Annotated in this window: 18 protein-coding genes; 6 read left to right on the top strand and 12 right to left on the bottom strand. The window is 69.3% G+C overall.

The window, feature by feature from the left end; genetic code table 11:
* Positions 1-31: 31 nt before the first annotated feature.
* The 6 genes from dapC to typA all read right to left on the bottom strand — a co-directional run bounded on the left by dapC (position 32) and on the right by typA (position 6,601).
* The gene (dapC, locus tag DEJ35_RS08695) at positions 32-1,150 is read right to left on the bottom strand and encodes a succinyldiaminopimelate transaminase (RefSeq protein WP_181435549.1); all 1,119 of its coding nucleotides are present in this window, start codon (positions 1,148-1,150) and stop codon (positions 32-34) included.
* An 11-nt stretch (positions 1,151-1,161) separates the two neighbouring features.
* On the bottom strand, positions 1,162-1,479 hold the full coding sequence (gene fdxA, locus DEJ35_RS08690; protein ID WP_017887060.1) for a ferredoxin: 318 nt from the start codon (positions 1,477-1,479) through the stop codon (positions 1,162-1,164).
* Between the two features lie 35 nt (positions 1,480-1,514).
* Positions 1,515-2,699 carry a PIG-L family deacetylase gene (locus tag DEJ35_RS08685; RefSeq protein WP_111192582.1) on the bottom strand — a complete coding sequence of 395 codons (1,185 nt, stop codon included), beginning with the start codon at positions 2,697-2,699 and terminating at the stop codon, positions 1,515-1,517.
* Between the two features lie 19 nt (positions 2,700-2,718).
* Positions 2,719-3,267, bottom strand: a complete 549-nt coding sequence (locus tag DEJ35_RS08680; protein WP_111192581.1) for a hypothetical protein — start codon at positions 3,265-3,267, stop codon at positions 2,719-2,721.
* A 117-nt stretch (positions 3,268-3,384) separates the two neighbouring features.
* Entirely contained in the window at positions 3,385-4,578 is a 1,194-nt protein-coding gene (locus DEJ35_RS08675) for an amidohydrolase (RefSeq protein WP_220036882.1), read from the bottom strand.
* A 100-nt stretch (positions 4,579-4,678) separates the two neighbouring features.
* On the bottom strand, positions 4,679-6,601 hold the full coding sequence (typA, locus tag DEJ35_RS08670; protein WP_110860555.1) for a translational GTPase TypA: 1,923 nt from the start codon (positions 6,599-6,601) through the stop codon (positions 4,679-4,681).
* Between the two features lie 121 nt (positions 6,602-6,722).
* Between typA and DEJ35_RS08665 the strand changes: the two genes are divergently transcribed.
* From DEJ35_RS08665 to DEJ35_RS08655, 3 genes are all read left to right on the top strand, one after another.
* Positions 6,723-7,472, top strand: coding sequence for a CPBP family intramembrane glutamic endopeptidase (locus DEJ35_RS08665; RefSeq protein ID WP_111192579.1), 750 nt, complete (start codon positions 6,723-6,725; stop codon positions 7,470-7,472).
* Between the two features lie 119 nt (positions 7,473-7,591).
* Positions 7,592-8,071, top strand: a complete 480-nt coding sequence (locus DEJ35_RS08660) for a peroxiredoxin (protein WP_111192578.1) — start codon at positions 7,592-7,594, stop codon at positions 8,069-8,071.
* 193 nt (positions 8,072-8,264) lie between these two features.
* A complete protein-coding gene (locus DEJ35_RS08655; RefSeq protein ID WP_181435548.1) occupies positions 8,265-8,816 on the top strand; it encodes a PH domain-containing protein in 552 nt (183 codons plus the stop codon).
* A gap of 123 nt (positions 8,817-8,939) precedes the next feature.
* Here the strand turns inward: DEJ35_RS08655 and DEJ35_RS08650 are convergent, their stop codons facing one another.
* Complete coding sequence (locus tag DEJ35_RS08650; protein WP_111123371.1) at positions 8,940-10,658, bottom strand: ABC transporter family substrate-binding protein; 1,719 nt, start codon at positions 10,656-10,658, stop codon at positions 8,940-8,942.
* Between the two features lie 247 nt (positions 10,659-10,905).
* Here DEJ35_RS08650 and DEJ35_RS08645 point away from each other — a divergent pair, with 247 nt between their 5' ends.
* Genes DEJ35_RS08645 through DEJ35_RS08635 form a run of 3 tightly spaced genes read left to right on the top strand, consistent with a single transcriptional unit; the run spans position 10,906 to position 14,974 of the window.
* Positions 10,906-11,895 (top strand): ABC transporter permease, encoded by a 990-nt coding sequence (locus tag DEJ35_RS08645; protein ID WP_309147149.1) that lies wholly within the window; start codon positions 10,906-10,908, stop codon positions 11,893-11,895.
* Positions 11,896-11,898: 3 nt separating this feature from the next.
* Positions 11,899-12,837, top strand: coding sequence for an ABC transporter permease (locus DEJ35_RS08640; protein WP_110860568.1), 939 nt, complete (start codon positions 11,899-11,901; stop codon positions 12,835-12,837).
* Positions 12,830-14,974 (top strand): dipeptide ABC transporter ATP-binding protein, encoded by a 2,145-nt coding sequence (locus tag DEJ35_RS08635; protein WP_111192576.1) that lies wholly within the window; start codon positions 12,830-12,832, stop codon positions 14,972-14,974. The genes DEJ35_RS08640 and DEJ35_RS08635 overlap by 8 nt, the downstream gene beginning before the upstream one ends.
* 105 nt (positions 14,975-15,079) lie before the next feature.
* Here the strand turns inward: DEJ35_RS08635 and DEJ35_RS08630 are convergent, their stop codons facing one another.
* The 5 genes from DEJ35_RS08630 to DEJ35_RS08610 form a co-directional block, all read right to left on the bottom strand.
* Entirely contained in the window at positions 15,080-15,586 is a 507-nt protein-coding gene (locus DEJ35_RS08630; RefSeq protein ID WP_110860573.1) for a PH domain-containing protein, read from the bottom strand.
* 62 nt (positions 15,587-15,648) lie between these two features.
* A complete protein-coding gene (locus DEJ35_RS08625) occupies positions 15,649-17,391 on the bottom strand; it encodes an ABC transporter ATP-binding protein (protein WP_110860575.1) in 1,743 nt (580 codons plus the stop codon).
* Entirely contained in the window at positions 17,388-18,338 is a 951-nt protein-coding gene (locus DEJ35_RS08620) for an ABC transporter permease (protein ID WP_110860577.1), read from the bottom strand. Before DEJ35_RS08620 ends, DEJ35_RS08625 begins: the two co-directional genes overlap by 4 nt.
* Complete coding sequence (locus DEJ35_RS08615; RefSeq protein WP_110860579.1) at positions 18,328-19,257, bottom strand: ABC transporter permease; 930 nt, start codon at positions 19,255-19,257, stop codon at positions 18,328-18,330. Before DEJ35_RS08615 ends, DEJ35_RS08620 begins: the two co-directional genes overlap by 11 nt.
* Positions 19,258-19,480: 223 nt before the next feature.
* Positions 19,481-21,109 carry an ABC transporter substrate-binding protein gene (locus DEJ35_RS08610; RefSeq protein ID WP_110860581.1) on the bottom strand — a complete coding sequence of 543 codons (1,629 nt, stop codon included), beginning with the start codon at positions 21,107-21,109 and terminating at the stop codon, positions 19,481-19,483.
* Positions 21,110-21,200: the final 91 nt, after the last annotated feature.

Genomic DNA, 21,200 nt, shown 5'->3' with positions numbered 1-21,200 from the left:
GCGGGTCCCACCCGGAGTACTCGTGTCCGTGCTACGCGGTGCCGAGGCGACGGCTGCTCGCCAGTCGCTGCGACGCTGCGGCGATGCGTTCGTCGGTCGCGGTCAGGGCCACGCGGACGTGTTCGCCCCCTGCTGCGCCGTAGAACGTGCCCGGTGCGACGAGTACCCCGCGGTCGGCGAGCCAGGCCACGGTGTCGAGTGCGGGTTCGCCGCGGGTGGCCCAGAGGTAGAGCCCGGCCTCGCTGTGGTCGATCCGGAACCCGGCGTCCTCGAGTGCTCCCCGGAGCATGTTCCGGCGCGCCCGGTAGCGGGCCTTCTGCTGCTGCACGTGGCTCTCGTCCTGCAGCGCGACGACCATGGCCTGCTGCACGGGCAGCGGCGGCATGAGCCCGGCGTGCTTCCGGACGGCCAGGACGTCGGCCAGGATCGCGGCGTCACCGGCGACGAAGGCCGCACGGTAGCCGGCGAGGTTCGACTGCTTCGACAGCGAGTACACGCTCAGCACGCCGTCGAGCGAATCACCGACCACCCGGGGGTCCAGGATCGTGGGCGTCGGGGTGGTGGCGTACTCCGGGTCCCACCCGAGCTCGGCGTAGCACTCGTCGCCGACGATGACGGCCCCGAGCTCGCGGGCGCGCACCACGGCGGCACGGAGTTCGTCGAGGGTCAGCACGCGGCCGTCCGGGTTGCCCGGGGAGTTCAGCCACACGAGCTTCGTGGTGGACGGCCACGCCGCGGGGTCGTCCGAGGCGAGGGCATCGGCCCGGACCAGTGCGGCGCCCAGCTCGTACGTCGGGTACGCGGCGGCCGGGAACACCACGGCGTCACCGGGGCCGATGCCGAGCCAGAGCGCCAGGCCCGCGATGAACTCCTTCGAGCCGATCGTCGGCAGCGCGTTCGCCTCGGTCAGGGCGACACCGTGCCGGCGGCCGTACCAGTCGGCGATGGCCTGCCGCAGCGCCGGGGTGCCGGCGACCTGCGGGTAGGCGTGCGCGTCGGTCGCGGTGGCCAGGGCGGTGCGGACGACCTCGGGCGTGGGGTCGACGGGCGATCCGACGCTGAGGTCGACGATGCCGCCCTCGTACGCCGCGGCGCGCTGCTTGAACGGGACGAGCTGGTCCCAGGGGAAGTCGGGGAGGTCGAGCGCCACGAGGGGTCCGGTCAGCCGCGGACGGGCTCGGCCGCGACGACGGGGTGGTCCTTGTGGATCACGCCGACCTTCGCGGCGCCACCGGGCGACCCGACCTCGTCGAAGAACTCGACGTTGGCCTTGTAGTAGTCGGCCCACTGGTCGGGCAGGTCGTCTTCGTAGTAGATGGCCTCGACGGGGCAGACCGGCTCACACGCACCGCAGTCGACGCACTCGTCGGGGTGGATGTAGAGCGAGCGGTCACCCTCGTAGATGCAGTCGACCGGGCATTCGTCGATGCAGGCTCGGTCCTTTACGTCGACACAGGGCTGGGCGATCACGTAGGTCACGGTTCGGGTGCTCCCTTCGACGAGCGGGTTCGAGTCTACTCGCGGCCCGGGGCCGTCCGGGACCGCAGCCCCGACAGGTCCGGCCACGCGAGGACCAGGGCGGCGATGACCGCGGGGGCGAAGGTCCACACGTACCCGGCCGCGTTGGCGAGGACGAGCGGCGAGCTCTCCCCGCCGACCGACACGAGCACCTGCGTCGCGACGAGGATCCCGATGCCGATCGCGGCCACCATCGCCCGCGAGCGGTAGACGAGCCGCACGCCCACGGTCAGACCGAGCACGATGAGGGTGGTGACGACGAGTCCGACCGGGAACACGCCGATCGTCTGCTGGTGCGTGACCGTCCCGAGGCCGCCGGCGAGCAGCCCGAGCAGCAGCGAGACGACGACCGCCGCGGCCTTGCCCTGACCGGACATCTCAGCGTAGGTCTGCGGCGCCGCCGGCTGCGGGGCCGCGTCGTGCCGGAACGCCTCGACCGCCGGGGCGTGCTGCCGGACGCCGTGCGGCATCACCCACGACAGGGCCGCGGGGTCGGCGGGGTCCACGGGGTCGACGGCGACCTGGGAGCGGTACTGCTCGACCGCCGCACGCACCTTGGCCCGGACCGGCAGGACGTCGACCGTGACGTCGGCCTGACCGCCGGCGGGGTCGACGATCATCGAGAACGGGACTTCCTCGGCTCGGGCCGCGTACCGCGCCGCGTGGTGCACGCGCACGTGGTCGGGGTGCCCGTAGCCGCCGTCGTCGGCGTAGCTGATCACGGCGTCGGCGCCGGTGGAGCGGATCGCGGCGCGGACGTCGTCCACGACCTCGCCCAGGTCGGCCGCGGTCAGCGAGTCGGCCGGGGCGTCGTCCGCGGCGGTGGCCCGCCCGTCCGGTCCCCACTGCATGCCGGAGTCGACGTAGCGACGCTCCGGCAGGTCGGTCGGCCGGGCACCGCGCCCGCCGAGCCACAGGTGCTGCGGACCGCCGAGGGCGGCGAGGGCCGCGGCGATCTCGGTCTCCCGGTGCCGTGCCACCCGCGCGGGGTCGCCCGCCAGCGGGGCCAACTGCTCCGTGAGCATCTCGCCGCGCTCGCCCCGGGTCGCGGTGAGCACGGTCACCTCGGCGCCGCGCTCGAGCAGGGTCGCGATGGTCCCGCCCGACGAGAGCGTCTCGTCGTCGGGGTGGGCGTGCACGATCAGGACGCGCTCGGGGCGCGTGGCGGGGGCCTTCGACATCGTCCCCCAGGGTACGGGACTAGCGGGGCGTGACGATGTAGGTCGCCGTGACGCCGCCGCTGTCCTTGCCCTCCGAGAAGGTCAGGACGACGCGGTGGGCGTCGCTCCGGAACATGCCGAACGCGCTCGACGAGTCCACACGCTTCGCCGACTCGGTGTACCCGGCGTCGGTGAGCTGCTGCACGGCGGCCTGGAAGTCGTCGACCGAGGCCGCCCGGACCTGCGCGACCCACCCCGAGCCGTTCGGTCCGGCTCCCCCGCCGAGCACGGTGCCGTCGACGAGCGGGACGTCGGCCGACGGGAACCCGTCCGGCACCTTGCCGTCGGAGGTCACGTCCGCGCCCTTGAGCGCCGTGTCGAGCGCGCCGTCGATGCCACCGGCGACCGAGGACATGCCGTCCTGGATCGCCTTGCCGTCGATGCCCGCGACCCCGCCGGCCACGTTCGACGCGACGGAGGACCCGAGGTCGGTGGCCTGCTGCACGGCCTGGGTCGAGCAGCCGGTGAGTCCGGCCAGGGCGATGCCGGCAGCGACCGCGGCGATCAGCGGGGTACGGAGGGAGCGCATGGCGCGACCGTAACGGACGAGCCGGGAGGCCCGGCGCGAGTTGGCTGTGAACGTGCCGTCCCCGGGGCGGTCAGGTGCGCGGCGGGGCCGCCCCGGGCCTCCTTCCCGACGAACGGGTCAGGCGACGTACGCGCGCGTCGCCGCGACCAGGGCGTCGACGCCGACCGGGATCGCGGTCTCGGCCTGCGGCGCGTAGAACGGCGAGTGGTTGCTCGGGATCTCCTCGCCGCGGCGGAAGCGCTCCGGGTCGGTGATGCCCGTGAACCAGTACACGAGCGGCGCTCCGGCGGCGGTGGCGAGCTGGCCGACGTCCTCCGACGCCATGGCGAGCCCGATCTCCAGGTCGCGGGCTCCCGGCACCTCGGCGCGGATGGCCTCGAGCACGGTGGCAGCGGCCGCGGCGTCGTTCACGGTGACCTCGGCGCCCGGTGCACGCACGATCGTCGGCTCGGACAGGCCGCCGGCCGTGCTCTCGGCACGGACGATGCGCTCGATCGAGGCGATGATGCGCTGGCGGGTCTCCTCGTTGCGGGCCCGGGTCGAGATCTCGATGACGGCCTCGTCGGGGATGATGTTCGCCCGCGTGCCGGCGTGGAAGCTGCCGACGGTGACGACTCCCGCGTCGCTCGGCGAGACCTCGCGGGCGATGACGGTCTGCAGCCGCACGACGGCCGAGGCCGCGGTGACGACCGGGTCGAGCGAGGCCTGCGGGGCCGAACCGTGCGCCCCACGACCGTTGAAGGTCACCGTCAGCCGGTCGCTCGACGCCATCACGGGGCCGGTGCCGACGGCGACGATGCCGACCGGTGCGGGCGCGGAGTGCTGCCCGAGCACGACGTCCGGCTTCGGGAACCGCTCGACCAGGCCGTCCTCGACCATCGCGCGGGCGCCGGAGATGACCTCTTCCGCGGGCTGGAAGACGGCGACGACCGTGCCGCGCCAGTCCCCCGTGGTCGCGACCAGGCGCTCCAGCGTGCCGAGCAGCCACGTGACGTGGATGTCGTGGCCGCAGGCGTGCATGGTCGGGACCTCGCGGCCCTCGTCGTCGGTGCCGACGTGCTCGCTGGCGTAGGCCAGGCCGGTCCGCTCCTGCACGGGCAGGCCGTCCATGTCGGCGCGGAGCCAGACCACGGGGCCCTCGCCGTTCGACACGACACCGACGACACCGGTGCCGCCGACGCCCGTCGTCACCTCGATCCCACCGATCTCGGCGAGCTTCGCAGTGATGACACCGGCGGTGCGGTGCTCCTGGAAGCCGAGCTCCGGGTGGGCGTGCAGGTCCTGGTAGATCGAGAGCAGGTCGAGAGTCACGGTGCCCACGGTACAACCGCGAACGGCCCGGCCACCTGCTGCAGGTGACCGGGCCGTCGGACGGAGGACGGGCCTCCGCGGGTGTTGCGCGTGCTGGTGCCTACGCGTCCTGACGCTTCAGGCGGGCGTAGGAGCGCTGGCGGGCCTGCGCGTCGAGCTCGACCTTGCGGATGCGGACGGCGTCGGGGGTGACCTCGACGCACTCGTCCTCGCGCGCGAACTCCAGGCACTCCTCGAGGGAGAGCTGGCGCGACGGCGTCATCGACTCGAAGGAGTCGGCGTTCGCCGAACGCATGTTCGTGAGCTTCTTCTCCTTCGTGATGTTGACGTCCATGTCGTCGGCGCGCGAGTTCTCGCCGATGACCATGCCCTCGTAGACCTCTTCGGTCGGGTTGACGAAGAACGTCATCCGCTCCTGGAGGTTCGTGATGGCGAACGGCGTGACGACACCCGAACGGTCGGACACGATCGAGCCGTTGATGCGGGTCTGGATCGAGCCGGCCCACTCGTCGTAGCCGTGCGAGATCGCGTTGGCGATGCCGGTACCGCGGGTCTCGGTCAGGAACGACGTGCGGAAGCCGATCAGGCCACGCGACGGGACGATGAACTCCATGCGCACCCAGCCGGTGCCGTGGTTCGTCATGTTCTCCATGCGGCCCTTGCGAGCGGCCATGAGCTGCGTGATCGCGCCGAGGTACTCCTCCGGCGTGTCGATCGTCATGTGCTCGTACGGCTCCAGCAGCTTGCCGTTGTCGTCACGCTTCGTGACCACCTGGGGCTTGCCGACGGTGAGCTCGAAGCCCTCACGACGCATCTGCTCGACGAGGATGGCCAGTGCGAGCTCGCCGCGACCCTGGACCTCCCACGCGTCCGGACGACCGATGTCGAGGACCTTGAGCGAGACGTTGCCGATGAGCTCGCGGTCGAGGCGCTCCTTGACCATGCGGGCGGTCAGCTTGTGGCCCTTGACCTTGCCGACGAGCGGGCTGGTGTTCGTGCCGATCGTCATCGAGATCGCCGGGTCGTCGACCGTGATGGTCGGCAGCGGACGGACGTCCTCGGGGTCGGACAGGGTCTCACCGATGGTGATCGTGTCGAAACCGGCGACCGCGACGATGTCACCGGGGCCGGCCGACTCGGCCGGGTAGCGCTCGAGCGCCTTGGTGATGAGGAGCTCGGTGATGCGGGCGTTGACGACGGTGCCGTCGTGCTTGACCCACGCGACCGTCTGACCCTTCTTCATCGTGCCGTGGAAGATGCGCAGCAGCGCGAGGCGACCGAGGAACGGCGACGCGTCGAGGTTGGTGACGTGGGCCTGCAGCGGGTGCTGGTCGTCGTACTTCGGCGCCGGCACGTGCTGCAGGATGGCCTCGAACAGGGGCTCGAGGTCGTCGTTGTCGGGCAGCTCGCCGTCGTTCGGCTTGTTGCGCGACGCGGCACCGTTGCGGCCCGAGGCGTAGACCACGGGGACGTCGAGGATCGCGTCGAGGTCGAGGTCGTCGACCTCGTCCGACAGGTCCGAGGCCAGGCCGAGGAGCAGGTCCTGCGACTCGGAGACGACCTCGTCGATGCGGGAGTCGGGGCGGTCCGTCTTGTTGACGAGCAGGATCACCGGGAGCTTCGCTGCGAGGGCCTTGCGGAGCACGAAGCGGGTCTGGGGCAGCGGGCCCTCGGACGCGTCGACGAGCAGGACGACACCGTCGACCATGGACAGGCCGCGCTCGACCTCGCCACCGAAGTCGGCGTGGCCGGGGGTGTCGATCACGTTGATGGTGATGGGACCGCCCGCGCCGAACTCACTGGCGTGCTTGCCGTTGTAGAGCACCGACGTGTTCTTCGCGAGGATCGTGATGCCCTTCTCGCGCTCGAGGTCGTTCGAGTCCATCATCCGGTCTTCGCCCTCGAAGTGGGCGTCGAACGAGTTGGTCTGCGTGAGCATCGCGTCGACGAGGGTGGTCTTGCCGTGGTCGACGTGTGCCACGATGGCGACGTTGCGCAGGTCGGACCGGGTGGCGAGCGCCATACAGGACATCCTTCAATTTCTGGGAGAGTGTCGGGCCAGTGTTTTCACAGCACCGCACCCGTGGGCAGAACGCCCGACACGCCAGTCTACCGGTAGTTCGCAAGCGACAGGAGTACAGCGCATGAGCCGTCGGCGAACGTGGGTCGAGATCACCATCGTCCTGCTGCTCTCGCTCGGTGCCAGCGCCCTCTACTCGATCCTGCAGATCATCGACGACCTGTCGCAGACGACCCCGCTCGGCGAGCAGTCGACGGCCCTGAACACCTCGTCGACGACGGTGCAGTACGTCGACCTCGCCCGGCAGCTCCTCGGCATCGCGGTGGACCTGGCCCCGGTCGCGCTCGTCTGCTACCTGCTGTGGAGCACGTCGCGGCCGCACCTCGGCCGGCTCGGGATCGACCGGTTCCGGGCGAAGCCGGACCTGGGTGGCCCGGCGCTCATCGCCCTGTGCATCGGGATCCCGGGGCTGGCGCTGTACTTCACGGGGCGGGCGCTCGGCATCACGGTCGCGGTCGACCCCGCCGCGCTCAACTCGTACTGGTGGACGGTCCCGGTCCTGCTGCTGTCCGCGATCCGCTCGGGCCTGCAGGAAGAGGTGATCGTGATCGGGTACCTCTACGCCCGACTCGGCGACCTGGGCTGGGGCCGCTGGCAGATGATCCTGTCGACCGCCCTGCTGCGCGGCAGCTACCACCTGTACCAGGGGTTCGGGGCGTTCATCGGCAACGCGGTGATGGGCATCGTGTTCGGCTGGATCTACACGAGGTGGGGCCGGCTCCTGCCACTCGTCATCACGCACGCCCTGCTCGACGCGGTGGTCTTCGTCGGGTACCCCTGGGTAGCGCGCGCGTTCCCGCAGATGTTCTCGTAGACCACGGCAGCGGCGCGTCGACGCGCCGCTGGCCGTTCAGCGCGTCACGGAGCGCATCCACAGCCCCCGCACAGCGCGCCGAGGGGCAACCCCCGCCGGGCCGCCCTACCGTTGGACCCATGAGCATCCCCGCGATCGGCGAGTCCGCCCCGTCGTTCACCCTGCCGGGGATGGTCGTGCGCGGCGGCGTCCGCACCGACGACGAGTACGACCTGTCCGCCGAGATCGGCCGGACCGTGGTGCTGGCCTTCTACCCGGGCGACGCGACGGCGGTCTGCACGGCCCAGCTCTGCAGCTACCAGGCCGAACTCGACGAGTTCACCGACCTCGGCGCGACCGTGTGGGGCATCAGCCCGCAGGCACTCGACTCGCACGAGGGGTTCGCCCGCGGGTCCTCGCTCGCGTTCCCGCTGCTCAGCGACACCGAGGGTTCGGCGATCCGCGCCTACGGGGTGCAGGCACCGGGCATCGGCCTGCGCCGATCGGTCTTCGTGATCGGCCCCGACGGCGTGGTCCGGTGGCGGCACATCGGCCTGGTCGGCCTGCGGTTCCCGAAGGCCGAGACCATCCGCGAACAGATCGAACTGCTCGTTTCGTGACCCTCGGCGTGGGAGTCCGCTGAGTGCGCCGAGATGGGGTATTGACACCCAAACTGGGGGCGACGACCATGGACGGCACGAGGGTCCGTCCAGGATCTGCCTCCCCGGGGAATCGGGTCGTCCGGAGATACGCGCCGGTGTGTCACACCCGCTCCCCGGGCGTCTCCGGGGAGGCATCTCGTACCCTCGTCCGGTGCCCACCACCATCGTCGCCCCCGGCCTGCGCGCCCTCGCCGTCGTCCTCTGGGTCGTGGCCGTCGTGCTCGTCCCACTGGCCCTGCTCGGCGGCGGCGTCCCCTGGCTCGTGCCGATCCCGAGCATCGCCGTCGCGTTCGTCGCGTGGGCGGCGCTGTGGCGTCCCCGGATCGAGCTGACGCCCGAGCACCTGCGCATCGTGGACGTCCGGCGGACCAGCACCTACACCTGGTCACGCATCGGCGAGGTGCGCACGAAGTACGGCATCGAGGTGGTCACCAGCGAGGGCGTCCGTCGCGTCTGGATCGCGACCCGCCCGACGGCGCGTCTCGCCGCGCACACCGGTGACCAGCCGGGAGGCCCGGATCGCCTGGACGTCGACGCTGCGGCCGCGCGGATGCTGGCCCACGTGCCCGCCCCGGCCGAGCAGGACGGCCCGCCCCCGTCGACCGTGACGGCTGCGCCGATCACGCACCGCACCCACGGCTGGACGATCCTGGCGATGGTCGTGCTCGGGGTCGCGGCGTCGCTGGCAGCGGCACGGTTCTAGCGGTCGCGCAGCTCTGGTCGCCGTGCCGGTCGGACGGTAGGCCGACGCAGGACGACACCCCCGACGTCGTGCGACGTCGGGGGTGTCGTTCGTGCGCGCTGTCGTTGGTGCGCGCGGTGCCGACTACTTCGTGTAACCGACGTCCTGCCACTTGACCGAGGACTGCTGGAACTGCGCCGGACCGTAGTTCACCAGGTCCTTGCGCACGCCCCAGGCGTACGGCTCGGCGAACAGCGGGATGGTGCCGGCGACCGCGACGATCTTCTTGTCGATGGCCTGCGCGTCCTTGATGCGGGCATCCGGGTCGAGCTCGCCGTTCGCCTTGTCCCAGGCGGCACCGAGCGAGTCGTCCGTCACGCCGGTGTAGTTCTGGCCGGCGTCGGCGGGGTAGTAGATCGACTTCAACGACGAGATCGGGAACGGCGTGCCCTGCCACGCGAAGTACGTGGCGTCGAAGTCACGGGTCGTCGTGGTGATGTACTTCGTGAAGAAGTCGTCGGTGGGCACGGTGTCGATGGTCACCTTGAAGCCGGCGAGCTTGGTCTGCTGCTGCACGAGCTGCGCGACGTTCGCCGAGTTCGGGTTGTCCGACGGGATCACGAAGCGGACGTCGAGCTCCTTGCCGCCCTTGGTCGCGTAGCCGTCCGAGCCGATCTTCCAACCGGCGTCCTCGAGCTTCGACTTCGCCTTGTCGGTGCTGTAGCCGTAGACGCTCGACACGTCGTCCTGGTAGCCCTGCTGACCGGGCAGGTACGTCAGGTTGTTGAGCACGTCACCCGGGCTCTTCACCGGGGACAGGATCGCCTGGGCGAGCACCTTGCGGTTGATCGCCTGCGCGAACGCCTGGCGCACGTCCTGGTCCTTGAAGACGTCCGACGTGCCGTTCAGCGTGATCTGCCGCTGCGTGGTGCCGAGCGACCGCTCGATCTTCGAGTCGGAGCGCGAGTTCGCCGTCTTGAGGTTGTCAGCGCTGCCGTTCAGGTTGAAGGCATCGAGCTCCTTGTTGCCGTACGCCTGGGCGACACCGTCACGGGAGACCGTCTTGAAGACGATCGTGTCGAGCTTGCCCTCGTCGCCCCACCACTTCGGGTTCTTCTCGAAGGTCACGACGCCACCGTTGGCGTCGAAGGACTTCAGGATGTACGGGCCACCGGAGACGTAGGTCGTGCCGTCGGCGGCGTACGGTCCCTTGGCCCAGGCCTTGTTGAAGTGGTCCGGGGTGTCGACGGCCCAGTACGGGTAGATCGCTGTGAAGACCGACGCCCAGTCGGCGTTGGTCTTCGAGAACGTCATGATGACGTCACGCTCGTCGGAGCCCTGCTTGACCGAGTCCACGTCCTCCCACACGTTGGTGGCGAGGGGCGCGAAGGCCTCGTTCGTGCCGTTCAGCGCCTTCCAGTTCGCGATGACGTCCTTCGCGCTGATCGGGGTGCCGTCCGACCACACGGCCTTCGGGTTGATCTTGATCTCGACGGTCTGGGGCGAGTCCTTGGTCAGCTCGATGGAGTCGACGAAGTCCTTGTTCGCCTCCCACTCGCCGTTCTCCTTGAACTGGATGAAGCTCGGCAGGTAGGTCTGCGAGATGGTGGTGTCGTCGACCGTCCCCGAGTCCAGGTTGAGCAGCTGCCAGTTCGCCGGAGCGGTGTCGATCGGCAGGGTGATCGACCCGCCGTCCTTGACGTCAGCGCGGTCCGCGACGGTCCAGCCGGTCGACTTCAGCGACGACTCGGCGACCGCGGAGCTGCTGTTGCCAGCCTGTCCGCCGCCGGAGCAGCCCGCCAGCACGACGGCGGCAGCCGCAGCGGTGGCGAGGACGGCGATGCCCTTGATCCTCTTTCGCATGGCGAGGATTCCCTTTCCTTGTGGTTCGCGCAGATCGCGCTGGACCGCGTACGGCCCCCGCCGTCGCGTCTGTTGGTTGAGAACCCTAGCCACATCCGAAGGCGGCACAAGGGTCTGTGCGACGAATCGAAACACGCTCGTAACGAATGTTGCATAGCGTCACTTCCGTTGTCCCACCCGGTCGCCCGAACGGCTAGCCTGTCGCCACCGACAACGCCGTCCGGTCGGACGGCCGCACCCAGAGGTCATGAACCACATGCTCGCCTTCATCGCAAAGCGGATCGTCAACTACATCGTCCTGACGATCGTGGCGACCACGCTCGGGTACATCCTCGCCAGCACGACGCTCAACCCGGCCGCCCGGTTCCTGGGGCGCAACCCGGCCGTGCCGCAGGGCACCATCGAGGCGTCGCTCCGCAAGCTCGGTGCCGATCCGGGTACCCCGCTCCTCGTCCGCACCTGGGACTGGTGGGTCGGCCTGGTGACGCACGGCTCGCTCGGAATGAGCACCCGCGGCACCGAGGTGACGGCCGACATCATCGCCCGCTCCGGCACGAGCCTGCGGCTGCTCGTGATCGGCACACTGCTCGGCGCGATCCTCGGGGTACTGCTCGGCGTCTGGAACGCGGTCCGGCAGTACCGCACCTCCGACCAGGTGTCGACGTACCTGTCGTTCGCGGTGCTCGCCACCCCGACCTTCGTCATCGCGGTCGTGCTGATGATCCTCGCGACCTCGCTCAACCAGGGCGTCGGGACGCAGGTGATCCGGTTCACCGGCGAGTACACGCCGGGGGTGACCGGGTTCTTCCCGGTGCTCGGCGACCGGCTCGTGCACCTGTTGTTACCGACGATCTCGCTGACCATCGGCGCCGTCGCCACGTACTCGCGCTACCAGCGCTCAGCGATGCTCGACGTGCTGTCGAACGACTTCATCCGCACCGCACGGTCGAAGGGCCGCACCCGCGGGTCGGCGATCATGCGCCACGGTGTGCGGGTCGCCCTCATCCCGATGTCGACCTTCTTCGCGTACTCGTTCGGACTCATCCTGACCGGCGCGAGCATCACCGAGCTGGTCTTCAGTTGGCACGGCATGGGCGAGTACTTCGTCCAGAGCATCAGCAACAACGACATCAACGCGGCATCGGGCACGATCCTCTTCACGGCGATCCTCGTGCTCATCGCAGGGACCCTCGCGGACCTGCTGTACGCCGCGCTCGACCCGCGAGTGAGGGTGTGACCCGTGTCTGTTCTCGACCCCACGACCACGACCACCGCCGGTGACCCCGGCGACGGCGACGCCGGTACGCCGGCGCACGTCATCGAGGTGAAGGGCGGCCGCACCCCGCTCTGGCGCAAGGTGTTCGGCACCTGGCGCGCGCGCATCGGCGGCAGCGCACTGCTCCTCATCATCCTCTGGGCGTTCCTCGGCCCGTACCTGTACCACTGGAACGCCGTCGACTCCGACGGGCTGGCGTTCGGCATGCCGCCGAGCGCCGCGCACTGGTTCGGCACGAACGACATCGGCCAGGACATCTACGCGCAGACCCTGGTCGGCCTGCAGAAGTCGCTGCTCATCGGCCTGATCGCCGGTCCGGCAGCGACCCTGATCGCCGGCGTCGTCGGCGCGATCGCAGGGTACTTCGGCGGCGTCACCGACCGGCTGCTCGTGTGGGTCATCGACCTGCTGCTCGTGATCCCGTCGTTCTACGCGCTCGTGCTGCTCAGTCCGGTGTTCAAGAACCTGACGTGGGTGGCCCTCATCGTCGGCCTCGCGGTGTTCAGCTGGATGGTGATGGCCCGGGTGATCCGCGGTCAGACGATGTCGCTGCGCGAACGCGACTACGTCAAGGCCGCCCGGTTCATGGGCGTCCCGGCGTTCACGATCATCCGGCGGCACATCCTGCCGAACGTGGCGTCGCTGCTCATCATCGACGCCACGCTCGGCGTCGGCGCCGCGATCCTGGCGGAGAGCTCGCTGAGCTTCTTCGGCTTCGGCATCCAGATCCCCGACGTCTCGCTCGGCACCCTGCTCGCCGCCGGCAGCCAGTCCGCCGTCACCCGCCCGTGGCTCTTCGTCCTGCCCGCCGCGACGCTGGTCGCGACCGTGCTCTCGACCAGCCTGCTCGGCGACGCCCTGCGTGACGCCATCGACCCCACCTCCGGAGCCAATCGTGACTGAGCCGCTGCTCACCGTGTCCGACCTGTCGGTCACGTTCAACCCGAAGACCAAGCCCGTCTACGCGGTCCGGGGTGTCGACTACTCGGTGGCTCCCGGCGAGTTCCTCGGCATCGTCGGCGAATCGGGTTCCGGCAAGTCGGTGTCCTCGATGGCCGTGATGGGCCTGCTGCCGTCGTCCGCCCAGGTGCAGGGCAGCATCCGGTTCGACGGACAGGAGCTCGTCGGCAGGAACGACCGCGAGATGTCGGCGCTGCGCGGTCGTGACATCGCGATGGTGTTCCAGGACCCGCTGTCCGCCCTGACGCCGGTGTACACGATCGGCCAGCAGATCGTCGAGGGCCTGCGCCTGCACGACCGCTCCCTCACCCAGCACGCCGCACGCACTCGCGCCGAGGAACTCCTGCGCATCGTCGGCATCCCGAACCCGGCTCGACGACTCGACGCGTTCCCGCACGAGTTCTCCGGCGGCATGCGACAGCGGGCGATGATCGCCATCGCCATCGCGAACGACCCGAAGCTGATCATCGCGGACGAACCCACCACCGCGCTCGACGTGACGATCCAGGCGCAGATCCTGGACGTGCTGCAGACCGCCAAGGACATGACCGGTGCGGCCGTCGTGCTCATCACGCACGACCTCGGCGTCGTCGCCGGCAACGCCGACCGCGTGGCCGTGATGTACGCCGGCCGGATCGTCGAGACGGCGCCGGTGCTCCCCTTGTTCCGCGAGCCGGTGATGCCGTACACGATCGGGCTGCTCCGCTCGATGCCGAACATGACGTCCGCCCGCACCGAGCGGCTCGTCCCGCTCGACGGCCGCCCGCCCCTGCTCACCCAGAAGCCGACGGGCTGCCCGTTCGCCGACCGCTGCCCCGCCGTCATCGACGGCTGCCGCGACGGCGAGCCCGCCCTCGTCGCTCCGTCGGTGCCGCAGAGCGCCGACAACCCGGTGCTGACCGGCGCCGTCACGACGATCGGCAACGGCACGCTGCTCGACGACCACATCGCCGCGTGCATCCGTCGCGACGAGATCGCCGCGGGCACCCTCGAGCGCTCGGAGATCTTCCCCCGCCCCGAGGACGTCCCCGAGGCGGCCGTCGACCACGGCGACGACGTCGTGCTCGAGCTGCAGGACGTGGTCAAGACGTTCCCGCTCACCAAGGGCGCGCTGTTCCGCCGGCAGATCGGCGAGGTGCACGCGGTCGACGGCATCTCCCTGACGCTCAAGCGCGGGCAGGTGCTCGGCCTGGTCGGCGAGTCCGGCTGCGGCAAGACGACCACCATCATGGAGATCCTCGAGCTCGCCGGTGCCCAGCACGGCACCATCCGGGTGAACGGCGTCGACACCGCCTCGCTGTCCAAGAAGGACCGTCTGGCACTGCGCCGCGACATCCAGGTCGTGTTCCAGGACCCGATGGCGTCGATCGACCCCCGGCTCGACATCGGCTCGGTGATCGGTGAACCCCTCACCGTGCACGCCGTGGGGAAGGACGAGATCCGCCGGCGGGTGCGCGAGGTGCTCGAGCTGGTCGGGCTCGAGCCAAGCTACATCGACCGGTACCCGCACGAGTTCTCGGGTGGCCAGCGGCAGCGCATCGGCATCGCCCGTGCGCTCATCGTCGAGCCGAAGATCCTGGTGCTCGACGAGCCGGTCTCCGCGCTCGACGTCTCCGTGCAGGCCGGTGTGATCAACCTGCTCGAGGACCTCAAGCACCGCCTCGGGCTGTCGTACCTGTTCGTGGCGCACGACCTGTCCGTGGTCCGGCACATCGCCGACGACGTCGCGGTCATGTACCTCGGCCGCATCGTCGAGTACGGCGACGGCGACGCGGTGTTCTCGGACCCGCAGCACCCGTACACCCGGGCCCTGCTGTCCGCGGTGCCGGTGCCGGACCCCATGGCCGAGGCCGCCCGCGGGCGCATCCTGCTCGACGGCGACCTGCCCTCCCCCACGGAGCGCATCGCCGGTTGCCGGTTCCGCACGCGCTGCCCGCTCTACCAGCTCCTCGACGAGGGCCGGCAGGAGCAGTGCCGCACGATCGACCCGGGTCTCGAGCCCGTGCACGGCCGCGGTGTCGCCTGCATCCAGACCGACCAGGAGCACCTGCTCACCGAGCGGGTCGGCGCGGTCGTCTGACGACGCTGGTCACGCCGTGGACGTGACCAGCAGACGGACGGGAGGCCCGGAGCACGTCGTGCGCCGGGCCTCCCGTCCGTCCTGTGGTCGCGATCGCGAGCCGCATCAGGCTCCCAGCCACAGGCTGAGCAGCGAGGCGGCGAGCAGCGCCAGCGCGGCTGCACCGACCGCCAGGGCCGGCACGTCCCAGCCACGCACGGCGTCGCCGGCACCGGCGCGCTCGCGGTGCTCGGACCAGCGGTCGAGCAGCACCGTCATCTCGTCGGGCTGTCGCAGGACGGCCCGCTCGCCGCGCCGGGCCGGTTTCGGCCGCGGCAGCGACGGCCCGCCCCAGCACTGCACCTTCCGGCCGGCGACCGTCTCGATCACGATCTGCCAGCGGAGCCGCACGTCGGCGACGGCGTGCCACGGCACCACGGTGCGGCGCAGCGGGTTGACCACGGTGACCGCGCGCTCGTCGATGACGATGCACGGGCGGTAGGTCAGGACCCAGAGCGCCCAGACGAGCACGGCGATCGGGCCGGCGGCGCGGAGGAACACGTCCCAGCTCCCCCGGAACGCCGCATCGCCGAGCAGGAACAGACCCAGGACGGCGACGAGGCCGGACGCCACCGCGCCCCCGCGACCAGCGCGGAGGACGACGGGGCGTCCGGCCTCGTTCGTGTCCAGGTGGATCAGCGTCCGAACTCGAACCCGGCGCCGGGGATGGCGGCCAGGAGGTCCTTCGTGTACTGCTCCTTCGGGGCGGCGAAGACCTCGTCGGTCGTCGCCTTCTCGACGATCTGCCCACGGCGCATGACGCAGACGTTGTCCGCGACGAGGCGGACGACCGCGAGGTCGTGCGTGATGAACAGGTACGTCAATCCGAGCTCGGTCTGCAGCTCGGTGAGCAGATCGAGGATCTGACCCTGCACGAGCACGTCGAGCGCGGAGACGGCCTCGTCGAGGACGATGACCTCCGGCTTGAGCGCCAGCGCGCGAGCGACGGCGATGCGCTGTCGCTGACCACCGGACAGTTCGTTCGGGTAGCGGTTCACCATCGACTTCGGCAGCGCGACCTGGTCGAGCAGCTCGAGCACCCGGGCGCGACGCGAGGCCTTGTCGCCCACCTTGTGCGTGGCGAGCGGCTCGGCGATCGTGTTCCCGACGTTGTACATCGGGTCCAGGGAGCCGTACGGGTCCTGGAACACCGGCTGCACGCGGCGGCGGAAGTCGAAGAGGTCCTTGCCCTTCAGCGCGCCGATGTCGATGCCGTCGAACTGCACGGTGCCGCTCGTGATGCTCTCGAGCTGCAGGACGAGCTTCGCGACGGTCGACTTGCCCGAACCGGACTCGCCGACGAGCGCCGTGGTGGTGCCCTTCTGGATCGAGAACGACACGTCGTCGACGGCCTTGAGCTCGCGCGTGGCGCGGTTCTTGCCGCGCAGCTTGTAGACCTTCTCGAGGTTCTTCACCACGATGAGGTCCTCGGTCGGACGGTGCTCGCGCTCCTGGGCCCGGTGGATCAGCTCGGCGTCGTCGTTGCCGGCGTCGGCGATGTCGACCCGCTGGTGCTGCACCTTCGACTGGATGCGGCGGCTGGCCAGCGACGGGGCCGCCGCGACGAGACGCTGCGTGTACGGGTGCTGCGGGTTGGCCAGGATCTCCTTCGAGGGACCGGCCTCGACGACCTGGCCCTTGTACATCACGACGAGCTTCTCGGCACGCTCGGCGGCGAGTCCGAGGTCGTGCGTGATGAACAGCACCGAGGTGCCGAAGTCGCGCGTCAGGGTCTCGAGGTGATCGAGGATGACGCGCTGGACGGTGACGTCGAGCGCACTCGTCGGCTCGTCGGCGATGAGCAGCTGCGGGCGGCTCGACAGGCCGATGCCGATGAGCACGCGCTGCCGCATGCCGCCGGAGAACTCGTGCGGGTACTGCTTCAAACGGGTCGACGCGTCGCCGAGGCCGGCTTCCTGCAGGACCTCGACGGCACGGTCACGGACGGCCTTCTTGCCGGTCGCCATGCCGTTCGCACGGATCGCCTCTTCCACCTGGAAGCCGATCGACCACAGCGGGTTGAGGTTCGACATCGGGTCCTGGGGGACGTAGCCGATCTCCTTCCCGCGGATCTCCGACATCTCCTTGTCGCTCAGACCGACGAGCTCACGCCCGTTGAACTTGATCGAGCCACCGGTGACCTGACCGGTACCGGGGAGCAGCTTGATGATCGCCTGGGCGCTCGTCGACTTGCCGGAACCGGACTCGCCGACGATGGCCAGGCGCTCGCCCTGCTCGAGGGTGAGGTCGACGCCGCGGACGGCCTGCACGAGGCCACTCTGGGTCTTGAAACCGACCTGCAGGTCGCGGATCTCGAGCAGCGGGGCACCGGAACCGCCGGTGCGGCTGCTGTTCGGCTGGGTCAGTGTCTCGCTCATCGGCGGGCCCTCGCCTTCGGGTCGAGCGCATCGCGCACCACGTCACCGAGGAGCAGGAACGCGAGCACGGTGATGGACAGGGCGGCGGACGGCCAGAAGATCGTCGCCGGGTTGGTCCGGATCGAGGTCTGGGCCGTACCGATGTCGAGGCCCCAGCTGAGCGCCGACGGCGGCAGACCGATACCGAGGAACGACAGCGTGGCCTCGGCGACGATGAACGTGCCGAGGGACACCGTCGCGACGACGATGACCGGAGCCAGCGAGTTCGGGATGACGTGGCGGACCAGTGTCTTGAAGCGGCTGACGCCGAGGGCAGCGGAAGCCATGACGTAGTCCGACTGCTTGGCGCTGAGCACGGCACCACGCATGATGCGGGCGATCTGTGGCCAGGCGAAGGCAGCGAGGACGAGCGCGACGGTGATGGCGTTCCGGGCGGGGATCACCGACATGATCACGATCGCGCCGAGGATGGTCGGGATCGAGAAGAAGATGTCCGCGATCCGGGACACGATCGTGTCGAGCCAGCCGCCGTAGAAGCCGGCCAGCGAACCGATGATGATGCCGACGAGCGACACCAGGACCGTCGCGACGATGCCGACGATGACCGAGTTCTGTGCGCCCCAGATCACGCGGGCGTACACGTCGTAGCCCTGGCGGGTGTAGCCGAGCGGGTGCCCGGGGCGCGCGCCCTCGTCACTGAAGTCGAGGTTCGACGCCCGCGGGTCGACGTGCGTGAAGAGCCCGGGGAAGATCGCGACGACGACGATGAGCAGGATCAGGACCGAGGAGATCCAGAACGTCGGTCGGGTCCGCATGGACTCCCACGCGTCCGTCCACAGCGATCGGGTCTTCTCGTCCTCGTTGACCTGGTCGACCGCCTGCAGGGGGGTCTCCTCGATCGGGGCGACGTAGTGCGTCGCCGAACGGGGTGCGGCGTTACTTGGCATAGCGGATCCTCGGGTCCAGGACGGCGTAGAGCAGGTCGACCAGGAGGTTGGCGAGCATGAAGATGATGACCATCACGGCGACGAAGGACACGACCGTGGGGCCCTCGCCGAGCTTGACGGCGCGGAACACCGTGCCGCCGACGCCGTTGATGTTGAAGATGCCCTCGGTGACGACCGCGCCGACCATCAGGTTGCCGATGTCGACACCCAGGTAGGTCACCACGGGGATGAGCGAGTTGCGGAAGATGTGCACGCCGACGACACGACGACGCGGCAGGCCCTTCGCGGTGGCGGTCCGCACGAAGTCGGCGCTGGTGTTCTCGGCGACGCTCGCTCGGGTCAGACGAACGATGTAGGCGAACGAGACCGAGGCGAGCACGATCGCCGGCAGCACGAGCTCCGACCACGGTGCGTCACCGGACACCGTGACCCGGAACAGGCCGAGCTTGATGCCGAACACGTACTGCAGGACGAACCCGACGACGAAGGTCGGCACCGAGATGAGCAGCAGCGACACGACGAGCGCGGTGGCGTCGAACAGCTTGCCCTTGCGCAGACCGGCGATGACACCGACGACGATGCCGGCGACGGCCTCGAAGACGAGCGCCAGGATGGCCAGTCGAGCCGTGATCGGGAAGGCCTGGGCGAGCTGCGAGCTGACCGGCTGGCCCGAGTACGTCAGGCCGAGGTCACCGCGGAACACGCCACCGATCCAGAGCAGGTACTGGATGATGAACGGCTTGTCGAGGTTGTACTGCTGTCGCAGCGTCTCGATGACCTGCGGCGACGGCTGGCGGTCGCCGAACAGCGCGGCGATCGGGTCGCCGGGCAGCGAGAAGACCATGAAGTAGATGAGGAACGTGGCCCCGAAGAACACGGGGATGAGTTGCAGGAGGCGCTTGCCGAGGTACCAGAGCATCAGATCACTGCCCGGTCCGGAGCGATGTCGATCAGGTTCATTGTGGTGAGGGGTGGACGGTCCGAGGGTCGGCACGGATGTCCGGTGCGGGAGGGCGCCCGCGGTGTGGGGAAGGTCTTACCGCCGCGGTACGGGGGTTCGGGGACCGTGTGGTCCCCGAACCCCCGTCCGGTGGTCGCGAGGCAGGATACCTGCTCGCGTGGTGGTCTCTACGAGACCAGTGTTACTTCTTGACCTCGATGTCGTAGTACAGCGGCACCGAGTTCCAGCCGAACTTCACGTTCGACACGTTGTCCGCGTTCCAGACACCGGTCACGTTGGAGTACCAGAGCGGGATCTCGGGCAGGTCCTCGAACAGGAGTTCCTGTGCCTGGTCGAAGATCTTGTTGCCCTCTTCGACGGTCGCAGCCGAACGGCCCTCGGCGAGGAGGTCGTTGTACTCCTTGGAGTCGTACCGCGAGTAGTTGTTCGACGAGCCCTCACCCATGGTCGGGCCGAGGAAGTTGTACAGCGACGGGTAGTCGGCCTGCCAACCGGTGCGGCTGCCGCCCGTGAGCTTGTCGTTCGTCTGGAGGTCCAGGGCTTCCTGGAACGTCGGGATCGCGTTGCCCTCGGCCTTGATGCCGAGCGTGTTCGAGATCGAGTTCGTGACCGCGGTCACCCAGGCCTCGTGGCCACCATCGGCGTTGTACGTGATGGTGAGGGTGTCGTCGTACTTCGAGATCTTGTCGGCCTCGGCCCAGAGCTTCTTGGCCTCGGACTTGTTGAACTCGAGGACGTCAGCGCCCTTGAGGTCGTCGCTCCAGCCGTCGATCACCGGGGAGGTGAAGTCCTTGGCCGGGGTGCGGGTGCCGTCGAAGATCTTGTCGGTGATCTGCTTGCGGTTGATCGCCATCGACACGGCCTCGCGGCGGAGCTTGCCCTCTTCACCCTTCCAGTGGTCGAGGTAGTAGGGCAGGTAGATCGCCTGGAAGATCGCAGCGGCCTGGTTGACGTTCGAGTCCGGGAAGTCGGACTTGTAGGTCGCGAAGGCTGCGTCCGGCACGGCGTCGAGGACGTCGAGGTTGCCGCCCTGGGCGTCGGAGTACGCGGTGTCCTGCGAGGTGTAGAACGTGATCGTCAGACCACCGTTCTTCGGCTTGCGCTTGCCCTCGTAGTCCTTGTTGGTGACGAGCTTGATGGACTGGTTGTGGGTCCAGGCGCTCTTGCCGTCGAGCTTGTACGGACCGTTGCCGATCGGGTTCTCGCCGAACGCCTTGGTGTCGTCGTAGAACGCCGAGGGCAGCGGCACGAACGCCGAGTAACCGAGCGACAGCGGGAAGTCCGACTGCGCCGACTTCAGCGTGACGGTGAACTCGTCGTCGTCGACGACCTTGAGACCGGTCAGCTTCGAGTCCTTCTCGGCGTCGTAGCCCTCGATGTTCTCGAAGAAGTAGCTCGCGCCCTGGGCGTTCGACTTCTGCGCAGCCCAGTCCCAAGCCTTGGTGAACGACTCGGCCGTGACCTTCTCGCCGTTGGTGAAGGTGTAGTTCGTGTTGAGCGTGATGTCGAAGGTCTTCGAGTCATCGGTCTTGATGCTCTTCGCGACCTCGTTGACCGGCTTGCCGTCGGCGTCGTACGAGACGAGGCCTTCGAAGAGCGAGTCGATGATCTTGCCGCCACCGGTCTCGGTGGTGTTCGACGGGATCAGCGGGTTCTGCGGCTCGCTGCCGTTCGTGGTGACGATCCCGGACGCGTTCGCCGAACCCGAGTCACCGCCGTTCGACGAGCTGTTGCTGGAGCAGGCGGTCAGGGCGAGTGCTGTGGCCCCGAGCACGGCGAGGGCTGAGAGCCCGGCGCGCTTCTTGATCAAGGTTCCTCCTGGTGCATGGGACGCGCAAGGGCACAGCGGTGTCACCCGGGCGCGTTTGACCTTTGCACTGTAGGCAAGGTGAACAGCGGCG

This window comes from Curtobacterium sp. MCPF17_051 (assembly GCF_003234595.1).
Taxonomy (GTDB): Bacteria; Actinomycetota; Actinomycetes; order Actinomycetales; family Microbacteriaceae; genus Curtobacterium; species Curtobacterium flaccumfaciens.
This window is presented reverse-complemented; position numbering and strand designations above follow the sequence as displayed.